Annotated in this window: 14 protein-coding genes; 9 read left to right on the top strand and 5 right to left on the bottom strand. The window is 54.6% G+C overall.

What is annotated here, in order from left to right; all coding sequences use genetic code 11:
• Positions 1-11: 11 nt before the first annotated feature.
• From TK06_RS29435 to TK06_RS29420, 4 genes are all read right to left on the bottom strand, one after another.
• The gene (locus TK06_RS29435) at positions 12-1340 is read right to left on the bottom strand and encodes a hypothetical protein (protein ID WP_063324884.1); all 1329 of its coding nucleotides are present in this window, start codon (positions 1338-1340) and stop codon (positions 12-14) included.
• 2 nt (positions 1341-1342) lie between these two features.
• Positions 1343-1873: an A24 family peptidase gene (locus TK06_RS29430; protein WP_063324883.1), complete on the bottom strand. Its 531-nt coding sequence runs from the start codon at positions 1871-1873 to the stop codon at positions 1343-1345.
• A gap of 26 nt (positions 1874-1899) precedes the next feature.
• A complete protein-coding gene (locus TK06_RS29425) occupies positions 1900-2094 on the bottom strand; it encodes a Flp family type IVb pilin (protein ID WP_063324882.1) in 195 nt (64 codons plus the stop codon).
• Positions 2095-2252: 158 nt separating this feature from the next.
• A complete protein-coding gene (locus TK06_RS29420) occupies positions 2253-2447 on the bottom strand; it encodes a Flp family type IVb pilin (protein WP_008070254.1) in 195 nt (64 codons plus the stop codon).
• A 311-nt stretch (positions 2448-2758) separates the two neighbouring features.
• Between TK06_RS29420 and TK06_RS29415 the strand changes: the two genes are divergently transcribed.
• The 6 genes from TK06_RS29415 (at position 2759) to TK06_RS29390 (ending at position 8158) form a co-directional block, all read left to right on the top strand.
• Complete coding sequence (locus TK06_RS29415) at positions 2759-3628, top strand: response regulator transcription factor (protein WP_063324881.1); 870 nt, start codon at positions 2759-2761, stop codon at positions 3626-3628.
• A gap of 323 nt (positions 3629-3951) precedes the next feature.
• Complete coding sequence (locus TK06_RS29410; RefSeq protein ID WP_063324880.1) at positions 3952-4980, top strand: alcohol dehydrogenase catalytic domain-containing protein; 1029 nt, start codon at positions 3952-3954, stop codon at positions 4978-4980.
• Between the two features lie 29 nt (positions 4981-5009).
• On the top strand, positions 5010-5684 hold the full coding sequence (locus TK06_RS29405; RefSeq protein WP_063324879.1) for a dihydrofolate reductase family protein: 675 nt from the start codon (positions 5010-5012) through the stop codon (positions 5682-5684).
• Entirely contained in the window at positions 5684-6334 is a 651-nt protein-coding gene (locus TK06_RS29400) for an HAD family hydrolase (protein WP_063324878.1), read from the top strand. The genes TK06_RS29405 and TK06_RS29400 overlap by 1 nt, the downstream gene beginning before the upstream one ends.
• 7 nt (positions 6335-6341) lie before the next feature.
• The gene (locus TK06_RS29395; protein ID WP_063324877.1) at positions 6342-6944 is read left to right on the top strand and encodes a DUF1349 domain-containing protein; all 603 of its coding nucleotides are present in this window, start codon (positions 6342-6344) and stop codon (positions 6942-6944) included.
• Positions 6908-8158 (top strand): MFS transporter, encoded by a 1251-nt coding sequence (locus TK06_RS29390; protein WP_343226758.1) that lies wholly within the window; start codon positions 6908-6910, stop codon positions 8156-8158. Before TK06_RS29395 ends, TK06_RS29390 begins: the two co-directional genes overlap by 37 nt.
• Positions 8159-8231: 73 nt before the next feature.
• On the opposite strand, the gene TK06_RS29385 is transcribed toward TK06_RS29390, so the two are convergent.
• Positions 8232-8663: an Lrp/AsnC family transcriptional regulator gene (locus TK06_RS29385; RefSeq protein WP_063324875.1), complete on the bottom strand. Its 432-nt coding sequence runs from the start codon at positions 8661-8663 to the stop codon at positions 8232-8234.
• A 188-nt stretch (positions 8664-8851) separates the two neighbouring features.
• Here TK06_RS29385 and TK06_RS29380 point away from each other — a divergent pair, with 188 nt between their 5' ends.
• From TK06_RS29380 to TK06_RS29370, 3 genes are all read left to right on the top strand, one after another.
• Complete coding sequence (locus TK06_RS29380) at positions 8852-9565, top strand: YczE/YyaS/YitT family protein (RefSeq protein WP_063324874.1); 714 nt, start codon at positions 8852-8854, stop codon at positions 9563-9565.
• Positions 9566-9668: 103 nt separating this feature from the next.
• On the top strand, positions 9669-11153 hold the full coding sequence (gene amrS / locus TK06_RS29375) for an AmmeMemoRadiSam system radical SAM enzyme (RefSeq protein ID WP_063324873.1): 1485 nt from the start codon (positions 9669-9671) through the stop codon (positions 11151-11153).
• Positions 11150-12295, top strand: a complete 1146-nt coding sequence (locus tag TK06_RS29370; protein ID WP_063324872.1) for a PLP-dependent transferase — start codon at positions 11150-11152, stop codon at positions 12293-12295. The genes amrS and TK06_RS29370 overlap by 4 nt, the downstream gene beginning before the upstream one ends.
• The last annotated feature ends 51 nt before the right edge of the window (positions 12296-12346 follow it).

The following is a 12346-nucleotide window of genomic DNA, read 5'->3' as shown; positions in this document are numbered from 1 at the left end:
GTATCTCCAGATCAAAGGAAGTCGAGCTGAACGAAGTAGTTGTGCCAGGCCCATTCCAGCTCTTGCGGCAACAGCGGGCCGGAACCGCCCAGGTAACGCTGGCGGTCGAGCGCCATGTTCAACAGGTCACGGGGATGACAAGGCACCAGCGGCATGCCTTCGCTTGCATACAACCGCTGCAGGACATAGCGCACCAACAGGGGGTCATACGGGATGCCCAGGCGTTCGCATTCCTGGCGCCAGATCTGTTCGTACTCCTCGGGCTTGAGGTAGCCGAACTGCACCTTGTAGCCAATGCGCCGCAGGAAGGCCTCGTCGGCCAATTCGAGGGGATTGAGGTTGGTGGAAAACACCAGCACCAGGTCGAATGGCAGCTCGCAATGCCGGCCGCCGCCCAGGTTGATGAAGTCGCGCTTCTCCTCCATGGGTACGATCCAGCGATTGAGCAACTCGGCTGGGGCCATGCGCTGGCGGCCCATGTCATCGATGATGAACAGGCCGTTGCTGGCCTTGAGCTGCAAAGCCGCCTGGTATTGCCGGGTGAACGGGTCGTAGCGCACGTCCAGCTGTTCCATGTTCAGCTCGCCGCCGGTAATGACGATCGGGCGTTTGCAGCACAGCAGCCGGCGGTCGATGCCTTCGTTGAGCATCAGGTTGTTCGATTGGCCGTGGTCATCCAGGCGCTGGTGCACCTGCGGGTCGTAGATCTCGATGACCGACTCGTTGATGACGATGGCATGGGGCACCCAGATCGCCTCGGCGAACAGCCGGATCAATCGGCTGCTGACATAGGTTTTGCCCGTGCCCGCCGGACCGTAGATCATGATCGCCCGCCCGGAATTCAGGGCGACGCCCAACTGGTCGAGCATGCCTTGGCTCAGCACCAGGCCGGCCAAGGCCTGGTGCATGTCCTTGGCGGTGATGCGGCCATGGTGAATGGTCTGGATCTTGATCAGCGAGCGATAGGTGCTCACCGGGAACGGGGCCGCGCCGATGTAGCCGCTACGGGCCAGGGCGTCACGCGCCGAACTGCGACCGCGTTCGGTCAGGCCATAGCGCAGCGTCTGTACACCCGTTTGCCCCAGCTGGCCCAGCACTTCGACACGACCGTCCTTGCGCAGGAACGCCAGGACCTCTTCCAGCACCGCGCCAGTCAGGGCCAGGCGCTCCACCAGCCGCGACATGTCCAGCACACCGGCGTCGTGCAGATGCTTGCACACCAGCTCACCCAGGAAACTGTCGCTCAGGCCGGTGTCGCGAATGGTGCAAGGTTGTGGCGCCAGGCGTTGGACCGCTTCCCGTTCGCTGGGGTAGGCATCGCTATCGTTGATGACGTGCATGACTAGACTCCCCAGCCGCCGGCAACCAGTTGCCAGTAAACGCTGTTCAAAGTACCGATCAGGATCGCAATCGAATAAGGAAAGGGTTTACCGGCCACTTCATCGGAAGTCGGCGCCAGATAGGCCTGGGCTCGCACCATCAACCAATAGCGCCCCAAGGTCTGGAGCAGTTGGCCACGGGCCAGGACGATCAGGAAACCGCACACACCGCCGGCGATCAGGCTGAACAGCGCCGCCCACAGTGCGTAATGAAAAGGCAGGAAGCTGCCGACCATGGTCATCAGCTTGACGTCACCGGCGGCCATGCCACCCACCGCGTACATAGGCAGGAACAACCCGAAACAGATCAGCATGCCCAATAGGATGTCGCCCAGGCCGCCGAGCCCACCGGTATAAACCTGGCCGGCCAACCCCAGGGCAAGGCCCAACAGGACCAGCGTGTTGGGGATGCGGTGGCGAAGCAGATCGCTCACCACCGCCACACCCAGCAGTCCCAGCAGCAGCACCGTCGACACCAGCAATTCCATGGACATGATGCGTCTCCCTAGTGTGATTATCGTTAGCAGGCGACGTTGCCATTGGCGGCTTGGCACAACGCACGGATCTTGGTGTCCACTGCGCCGCCCAGAAGGACGAATGCCGCTGCCACCAACACCGTGATCAAGCCACCCGCCACCGCGTATTCAACAATGGTCAGGCCGTCTTCATCTTTGGCGAACTTGCTGATCGAAGTTCTTATTGTCTGGAAAGTCATTTCATGAACCTCACGCGCGTTAAGAAGTTATGCTACGAACTTGGTTGGAGGGGACAGCGCGAAGTCCATTTGATTGATTCGTTGTACTCACTGCAAAAGAGTCGCAAGCGTTATTCCCTTGAAAGTAACCGTGCCCCCTTCACCGCAAGTTGCCGCTGTCAGCAAGCAACGTTGCCGTTGACCGCCTGGCACAGCGCACGGATCTTGGTATTCACGGCACCGCCCAGAAGCACAAACGCAGCGGCCACCAATACGGTGATCAACCCACCGGCCACGGCGTATTCCACAATGGTCAGGCCATCTTCATCTTTGGCGAACTTCAGTACCGAAGCCTTGATTGTTTGAAGAGTCATTTCGCACACCTCATCGGGGTTGTTTTTCAAGGGCAGTACATTGCGAACTGCCTGATGCAACCCTAGTCAGCAGGTGGTCATAGCCGTTAGGAGGATTTTGCACTTCGCTAGGATTTTTTTGCGGCGGGTGGGAAAGGGCCTGCTGGGTCGGAAAATCCATCCGTACCGCAGCGCAGACGGGCGCTCGCGAGCGTCTCGTGGCGGGACGGCGCTAAAAGATCGGTTTTTTATAAAAATTTATTCGGCGAAGTGATAGCACTGTGACAATACTGCTAGCTAAAGGGCAGGAAGAACCTCTGGGTAGTCGTCCTATGGCGCCAAGTCTGACTGAAAAACCAAAGCTGTTATGGTTCGATCTGACTCACGATCGGTCCACCAAGGAACTCGTCTCCCAATTCCAGGACACGTGCGACTGCACGCTGGCAAAAAACGCCATGCTGCCCAGTGCGGAACAGGTCGACATGATCTGCATCCATTTCGACCGCCCGGACACGCCGGGCCTGCGACGCCTGTTGGAGATCAAACGAACCGTACCTGGCACGCCCATCACCATGTTCACCGTGCAGCACTCCGAAGAGCTGGCGGTGTGGGCCATGCGCTCCAGCGTCTGGGAATACATGGTGCTGCCCTTGTCCGCCGCCGAGAAAAAGCGCTACCTCACGGCCGTGGTGCAACTGTGCGAGTTGCGTCGCAATACCAATGGCCGAGGAAAGACCTCGCAGATCGACCACTCCCCGACCCTGCCGGACAGCATTCGCCTGACCGCCGGGCACCAGAAGCACCAGGCCCTCAGCCACATCATGCTGTACATCGACCAGCATTTTCGCGAAAGCATCGATCAGCGCGACCTGGCCAAGCGCTGTGGCATGACGACGTTTCGTTTCAGCCGGGTGTTCAAGGAAGCCAATGGCCTCGGTTTCACTGACTACGTGCTGAACAAACGCATGAGCTTCGCCAAGGAACTGCTCGATAACAGCCAGATGCCCATCACCAGCATCGGCTACGAGGCCGGCTTCAAGGACCCGTCCTACTTCGCTCGCGCCTTCAAGCAATATGCCAGTTGCACGCCCAGTGAATACCGTCTTGCATACCAGATGCGCAACGCACATCCGACACCGGAGCCACCGGATGAGGCCGCCCTGGAAGCGATTGAAAACCTGGTGCACAGCCTTGAAGGGTAAAAGGTTTGTTACCGTTATTGATTAATTGCACATCGCAAGTTGTGTCCAAATAATAATATTCACCCCCCTGCCAACTTAGAAAAGACCATGCGTGGCCTGTCTTTACGGCGCCTGGCGGGCCAAGCTGAAACAACATGAATCATCGTGTCGTTATCGGTAATTCTTTTTCGACTGAAACCAACTCTGTCAGCCTTGCATAATGCCAGCCGTTTCCAAATGGATGAACCGTGCTGCACGTCCGTAGGCCGCTCCAGATACAGCAGAGCGGGTTCTCTAGTTGGCATGCTTCATCCAAAAAAATCGAATAGAGCGCTGATGGGTATATGAAAGCAATCAGTTTAGCGAGCACACGAACGTTGAGCTTGGTGAGTCACGAAGTGTCCGAAACGCTACCCGCCGATGGTATAGAAATAGACGTTGTACTCTCCGGCATTTGCGGAACAGACCTGGCGGTATTGTCCGGGCGTGAAGAGGGACAGGTGGGAATCGTCCGTGGTCACGAAGCGGTCGGCGTCGTTGTCAATGTAGGGGCAGGCGTCAAACGCACGCGTAAAGGGATGCGTGTGGTGATAGACCCCAACGAATACTGCGGTAACTGCGAACATTGCAACGCCGCTAGAACCCATCTATGCAATGGCGGTTCAAATGCGGGCCTGGACATCGCCGGCGTCAACAAGCACGGTACATTTGCGGAGCGATTCATAACACGCGAGCGCTTTGTACACTGCATCCCAGACGACATGAGTTGGGAAACAGCCGTCTTGGTTGAACCCGTAGCCTGTATTTTGAACAACATTGAACAAGCCTCCATCAAAGCGGGGGAACGTGTGCTGCTTCTAGGATCGGGCCCCATGAGCCTGGTCGCACAACTACTTTTGCGCGCGATGGGCGTCCATACATGTGCTACCGATTTGAATACCTTTCGAATCGAATTCGGACACTCCCTGGGTTTGAACATCGTGCGCCCTGAGGAACTTGAGTGCCTTGGGCAAAACCAGGAAAAATACGATGTTGTCATCGATACCGTGGGTAATCAGCTCGAGACAGCCGCCAGCCGGGTTGCCCGAGGTGGCAGGATTGTCCTGTTCGGATTCAACGGGAATTATGAATATTCACTCCCTGCAAAACACTTCTTGGTCAATGCCATCAGTATCATTGCCGCAGGCGAGTACAACCAGCACTTCCCCCGGGCGCTGCGCATTGCCCACAGGCTTCCTGAACTTGGAAAGCTAGTCACCCACCGTTATCCCCTTGAAGCTTATTCAACAGCATTTGACAGTTTGTTGAATGATCCTTGCGCACCCACGATAAAAAGCGTCTTCACCCCCAATCCCAAGCACTTGTCACGCTAAAGCTAACCAGCCCTTCAAGTAGACCCCTTATGAAAGTTACTGTATTCAGCCAGATTTCCATCGATGGCAAACTGACGCTCGGCAATGAAGCCTCCAGCAAACCGCTTTTTCAGCATTTCGACGATGAAGACATGCGCTTCATTCATAAATTCCGCGGTGAAGTCGATGCCATCATGGTCGGTCGCAATACGATTATCACCGACGATCCTCAATTGACCAATCGCTATGAGTCCGGTCGTAATCCTGTGCGTATCATTCCTACGACATCGCTCAACTTCCCAGCTTCTGCGAAAATTTTCAGTTCTCCCGAACACACTATCATCGCAACGACAGAAGAAGCACGTGACCACAAGATGGTCGAGCACATCCGCGCGCATGGTAAAGAGGTTCTTTTTGCAGGAACCGCACGAGTCGACTTCAAACAGCTCTTCCCGATGCTTGAAGCTCGCGGAATAAATCACATCATGGTTGAAGGGGGTGGCCACCTGAACTGGCAGGTATTCAATCTTGATCTAGTCGACGAAATCATGCTCATGCAATTGCCTATCATCATTGGCGGCTCAGACACTACCACGCTAATAGATGGCGAAGGATTCCAGGACATTGAAATGACCAAAGCCTTCAAGCTGCATGAGTTTGAAGCACGCTCACACTATAACTTCCTGCACTTCAAGCGTGACCCTCAACAGCGGCGTGCGCATTGATGCTGGCTTTCCAGGGGTTCATTTTCGATATGGACGGTGTGCTGGTGGACAGTGAGCCGGTCTATATGAAACAGGAAAGACATTCCTATGCACGCCATGGCGTGGTGCTTGATGAGGCAGAACTGTCTCGTTTTGTAGGCACCACGCAGCGTCATATGTGGAGCGCCATCAAAACCGAATACGGGCTTGCAGAAGATCTGGACTGCCTCATGGCGGAGCATCACCGGCAGTTGATGGAAGTATTGAGTTCCGCCCCCCTGCCTCCCATGCCAGGCGTGACAGAACTTCTCGGCGCATTACAGAGAGCGGGAATACCTTGTGCAGTCGCCTCTTCTTCACCGCGAGCACTCGTTGAGCTGATTTTACGTAACGCTGGGCTGCAGCTTTTTTTCAGTGAGATCGTGTGTGGCGATGACGTTACGCACAGCAAGCCAGATCCCGAGATCTTTCTCATGGCCACCCAACGCCTGGGTCTCCCACCGTCATCCTGTGTGGTGATTGAAGACTCCGCTCATGGTGTGGCGGCAGCAAAAGCCGCCAGCATGTTTTGCGCGGGTTTGCTCAACCCCAATTCAGGGCAGCAGGACCTGAGCGCGGCGGATTTACGTGTTCACCAGCACTGGGAAATAAACCACTGGTTTTTCGGGTAATAAAAGCATGAAAAAACTGAGTATTTCAGACTGGACCTGGATTAACGTCCCCGAGCGATCGTCCATCAACGATCAGGAAATCATTATCCACACCACACCCGACACCGATTTCTGGCGAGGCACCTATTACGGCCTGGAGTATGACAATGCACCGGCCATTGTGGTTGCCAGCGAGGAACAATACTGGACATTGAAGGCCAAGGTATCTTTTGCCTCAAGTACCTACTTTGACCAATGCGGCCTGTTTATCTACCAAGATAAAAACCACTGGATGAAAAGCGGCATCGAATACCAGAACAATGGTTTCCAGCAGCTGTTCTCTGTCGTGACCAACAATGGTTTTTCAGACTGGTCCATGGCTGATTTCGATCGCGTCACCCAGACCATGTATTACCGCCTGAGCCGAAGAGGCAGCGACTTCCTTCTGGAAAACTCGGTTGACGGGACACAGTTCTGCATGATGCGTATGTTCCACCTGCTCCATGCAGAAGAACTCGTCCGGTTCGGGTTCTTTGCCAGTAGCCCGGGCGATTCATCTTTCGCAGCTCATTTTTCAGAGATTGAATGGACTGAATGCTGTTGGAAAGCGCACGGCGCCCCACGTTTCTAATTTCAAGAGTTTTATACCTGATGCTGTCTGCGCCCAATCCCCATCGACACGCGCTTTACGCTTGTTATGCAGCCATGCTGTGCCTGGCCATGGCACTCAACTTCCTGCCGGTGTACCTGACGACGTTCAGTGATGCCTTTGGCCCCTCGTCAGGGCTGACCACGGAGCAACTGGGACGGATTCCGGCGGTCATGTTCCTCAGCTTTATAGTGGCCATTCTGATCACCGGGCCATTGGCAGACCGAGGGGACGCCAGGCGGATCATTCTCTTTGGGCTGATGACCACTTCAGCAGGTCTGGCCCTTGTGGCTTTTGCCCCTTCCTATACCTTCCTGCTCTTCGCGGTTGCCATCATGGGTTTCGGTGCGGGTGTGCTGGATATGATACTCAGCCCTATTGTCGCAGCCCTGCAACCCGAGCGCCGAAGCGCCGCCATGAACTGGCTGCATTCGTATTTCTGCATTGGCGCGGTAAGTGCCGTGCTGATCGCAAGCATCGCGCTGAGATGGGACATTTCCTGGCGCATGGTCGCCTTGGGCTTGATCATTGCCCCGCTTGCAACCTTTCTATTGTTCCTGCGATTGCCCCTGCCACCGCTGATACAGGAGCACGTGCAACGCGAATCCATGCCCGCGCTTATCAGACAACCCTATTTCATCGCCTGCATGATCGCCATCTTTCTAGGAGGAGCTACGGAAACGGGACTGTCTCAATGGCTGCCCGCCTTCGCTGAACAAGGATTGGGCTACTCGAAAGAAGTGGGGGGGTTTGCGCTCGCCGGTTTTTCAGTGGGCATGGCCCTCGGGCGCATGGCTGCCGCTCTGCTGCAAGAACGGATACCCGCCGTTTCACTGATGCTAGGCTGCTGCGCCGTGACCGTCGTCCTGTTTTTCGTGATCAGCTTCACCCCCAGCCCCGCATTGGCGTTAACCGCTGCCATCGCCGCAGGGTTCTCAGGCAGTTGCCTATGGCCCACGATGCTCGCCATTACCGCAGATGCCTACCCTCAAGGTGGAGCAACCATGTTCTCTGTACTGACAGCCTCGGGTAATGCCGGATGCAGTCTGATTCCATGGCTTGTGGGAATTATTTCAGCGCATTCGGATTTGCACATCGGTTTACTGGCGGTCACCCTCTGCCCCGCCGCCATGATGCTATTACTCGTGTGGATGTCTCGCTGGCCACAGAAGCATCCCCACCCGTGCCAGAGCTAGACCGGACGCCCATGGCCGGGGAGCGACCTCGTCGATCGAGCACTCCCCGCCCCTGCCTGACAGGCGCCCTGACTCACGGGGCGAGCTTTCTTCTCTCGATGGGAATGGACAGGACAATGCTGGTACGCGTCTCTCCGTATGCGTTGATTTTCGCAATGATGTCCTCGATTTCAGCCATGGATCTGGCGTAGATCCGGATCAGATAGGAATCGTTTCCCGTGATGTGCAGGCATTCAACGACTTCAGGTATGTCGGTGAGCGTTGCTATTAATTTGGATTTCGCCGGCTTGAGGGTGGTGATGCCGACGACAGCTGATATGCCGTACCCCAGTTTGGTTGGATCTAACTGAGCGTGATAGCCCTTGATGACCCCTGAGTCTTCAAGTTTGCGCAACCTGTCATTGGTGGCAGGAATAGAAAGACCTGCGTGCTTGGAAAGCTCTGTGATGGAAATGCGACCACAGTCCTGTACCTTACCCAGGATTTTGACGTCTATACGATCCATGTGCGTTTTCCCCGGTTAAAAGTATAAATTTTAATGAAAAGCCCGCGTTTTTCATTAAAAAAAGCATGCACCAAAATAAAGCAGAGCGCTAGTCTATTTCCAGCCTGAAAGCCTGAGGGCAATCAATAGCCCTGCTCTTTAGCGTGACGCACTCATAATAAAATATTCTCTCCAGGGATGGTGCTCGCATGGAAGATGAGAAGATAAAGTGTGGAAAAAAGTCATACTCATTCGCTCAGTACATTGGCACGCAAGTACTAAGTTTTCGCCACTTCAAGAAGGACCAGCTCCTGATGTACTTGACGGGTGTCGGTTTCTTTTCACTGGGCGCCAAGTGCTTCATCATCAGCCAACTGGGTACCGACCCATTAGACGTCTTGATCATTTCCATCGATAAAATACTTATGCTCGGCATGGGCATTTGTTCGGCTATCGTGTCGCTCTTCTTCCTGACATGGTGGATGCTCTGGAACAAAAAATACCCGCCGATAAGTCCCTTTATTACAACAACGCTGACCGGCCTGTTGATTGATCTCTGGTCAGGGTTGGGGCTCGGAGAGTATTTGATCGCGAGAATGAATGAGTACATGTTATTGGCGACGGGACTGGTGTTATGTGCCTACTCCTCCGCGCTGATCATCATGAGCGGTATTGGAATCAGAATCATGGACCTCGTGGTCCTGACCATGGTTTCCAAGTGGGGCTGGTCATTCACCAAAGCCAAAATGATCATTGAAATCGGCATCTTTTCGGGCGGATGGCTTTTAGGCGGCCCGTTCGGCGTGGGAACGATCGCATTCCTGCTGGTGATCGGCCCGCTTATTCAACCCTTCATGAACATGAATGCCAAGCGCTTTTCTCTCAAGAACTATGGATTGATTCGCGCTTCATCCGCCTACTAACACCCATAAAGATAGTTGCCATCCATGGCAGCGGGATTGTTTCGCCTCGATTTTTTTCAACCGATGATATTGATAACAACTTCCGTGATGAGGAGTGAGAAAGATGGACACTACAAAAAATAAAAACTGGACCTTGGAAAGCAGCCCGGCAAAACTGGAAGAAATACTCCCGGGGGGCGTCGTCAAGTGTCATCTTTCCCCGCGAAACTGTGTCATACAGGAGGGCAAGGTAGGTTTTTGCAAAGTGCGCGGGAACCGAGGCGGCAGACTCGTTACATTGAACTACGGCAAAGGTGTTCACAGCACGGAAGAAACGATTGAGACCGAAGCCGTTTTCCACTTTGCCCCTGGAGAGCGGATCCTGTCCCTGGGCAATATCGGTTGCATGCTCAACTGCGGTTATTGCCACAACTGGAAGACCTCGCAGGCCAAGTACGTCACCGACAAAGACGTTTACTACTACACCCCTGAACAAGTTGTGGAAACCGCACTCAAGCACGGAATACGCGTCATTTCCTGGACGTATAACGATCCCGTTGTCTGGCATGAGTTCATCCTCGACACGGCAAGGCTGGCCAAGGAAGCGGGCCTGATCAACCTATATAAATCGGCGTTCTTTATCAGTGAAGAAGCCATTGATGAATTACTGCCGGTCATCGATATTTTCTCGATTTCGCTGAAATCTATTTCCCCGGAATACTACCGCAAGGTCACCACCGGCTGGGTAGAGCCAGTCCTGGCGGGAATCAAGAAGGTCTACGACGCCGGCAAATATGTCGAGGTCAGCACCTTGATGGTGACCGACATCAGCGACGACGAGGAAACGGCCCGGAAAATCAGCCAGTGGGTATTGGATGAGCTGGGCCCGAATGTGCCGTTGCACTTCGTCAGGTTCCATCCCGATTACAAAATGAGCAACAGCATCCGTACCCCCGTGGACCGGTTGCTGAAGGCTCGGGACGTTGCTCGGAGCATGGGCGTAGAGCATGTCTATCTGGGCAACGTGAATGACGTTGAGGGCACCAACACCAGTTGCAACAACTGTAACGCCCTGCTCGTCACCCGCTATGGTTTGAACGCTGAAATCATCGGGCTGGACAGCAAGGGTTGCTGCTCTCAATGCGGGCACGATGCGCATTTCAAACTGCTGGGCGAACACCAGGCGAACGTTCCTGTCGAGCTGCGAGAGGAGGCGCTGAGCGCTTACGAGAAACGCAAGTTCGAGTGGCATGGGGATATCGTGTCGCTGCACGCTCAAGTGCTGAATACCGAAGACTTCGAACAGACCGTCTACCTGCGGCGCAACTATACGGACGGGCACAACAGCGATTGGAAATCACTGACGCTGCGACCCCATGAAAGCTATCGATTCATTATTGCCAAGGCACGCATCGACGAAACCGGTCCTGAGGTCTGGCTCCCCAACGGGGTGAACTCGAACCTTCATGAAGTATTCGACAGGGCTCACTTCCCCACGGAATCGATTGAAGAAATTGGTATTTCGCAAAACGACATTACCCCGACCATTGGTTACGAGGGCAAGCAAAACATGTATGAACAGGTCATCAAACTGGTCAGCCAAGCATGAAAGTGTCTACTGAAATACTTCATATCAAGGTCGATGACCGGGACGCCCGACCTTCGGTCACGCCTATTTATCAGTGCAGCGCCTTCAGCGCTGACTCGGCCTTCTTCTACTCAAGGAAGGCCAATCCCAACGTGAGTGAATTGGAACAGGTTGTCGCGTCCCTGGAGGGCAGCGAATATGCCCTGGCGTACAGCACCGGGATGAGCGCCATCTACATGGTGTTGGAACTGTTGAAGCCGGGTGCTTCTCTGGTCATCAACAAATACATTTATGGCTGCTCTTATAAATTGTTCCAGCGGTATGCAGCACGCATCGGCGCACACCTGACGATTCTGGATCTCACCACGCAAGACGGGTTGAATGCCTTGCCGGCGAACGTCGACATGGTCATTTTCGAAACACCGACCAACCCGTTCCTGAAAGACATTGATATTCATGCGGTCAGCCGGGCCGTCAAGCAAAACAACCCGCAAGCGCTGGTGGTGGTTGACAATACTTGGGCCACGCCGATATTTCAGAAGCCGTTGAACTTTGGCGCCGACATTTCACTGTACAGCGCCACCAAATACTTCTCCGGGCATAGCGATGTCATGGGCGGTCTGGTTCTGGTCAACAGTGAAATGATTTACAACCGCCTGCTCGAGGGTCGCTTTTATTCAGGCACGATATTAACGCCCAATAGCGCATGGTTGCTTCGCAGAAGCATGCAGACGTTCAACCTGCGCATGGAAAAGCACAGCCAGACGACAGCCAGCATGCTCAACTATCTGCGCGAGCTGCCTTTTATCGAGCATGTCTATTACCCACGCGTCGATGGCAAACAACTGACCGGTTACGGCGGCATCGTGTTTGTCGATATTCGACCCGACCTGGTTCCCTTCTACAAAACGTTCACCAGCACGCTCAAATGGTTTGGCACGGGCACGGGAATGGCCTGCGTGACGTCGATGGTTGCCCAGCCCTTCAGTGGCAGCCATGCCTCGATGACGGATCAGGAAAAAGCGGACATGGGCATCGAGAAAGGCCTGGTTCGATTGTGCTTTGGCCTGGAGGACCTGGATGACCTCAAGGAAGACCTGCTGCAGGCATTCGAAGCCATGGAGCGCATGGTCGATCAAGAAAGCTCACTCGATCCTGCGTAGCGGGTGTTGATCATGAGCAACGGGCCTTCAATGGCTCGTTGCTTTTTTATG

Source organism: Pseudomonas fluorescens (genome assembly GCF_001623525.1).
Classification (GTDB): Bacteria; Pseudomonadota; Gammaproteobacteria; order Pseudomonadales; family Pseudomonadaceae; genus Aquipseudomonas; species Aquipseudomonas fluorescens_Q.
Note: the sequence above shows the minus strand (reverse complement) of the source record. Positions and strands in the feature narration are given on the sequence as shown.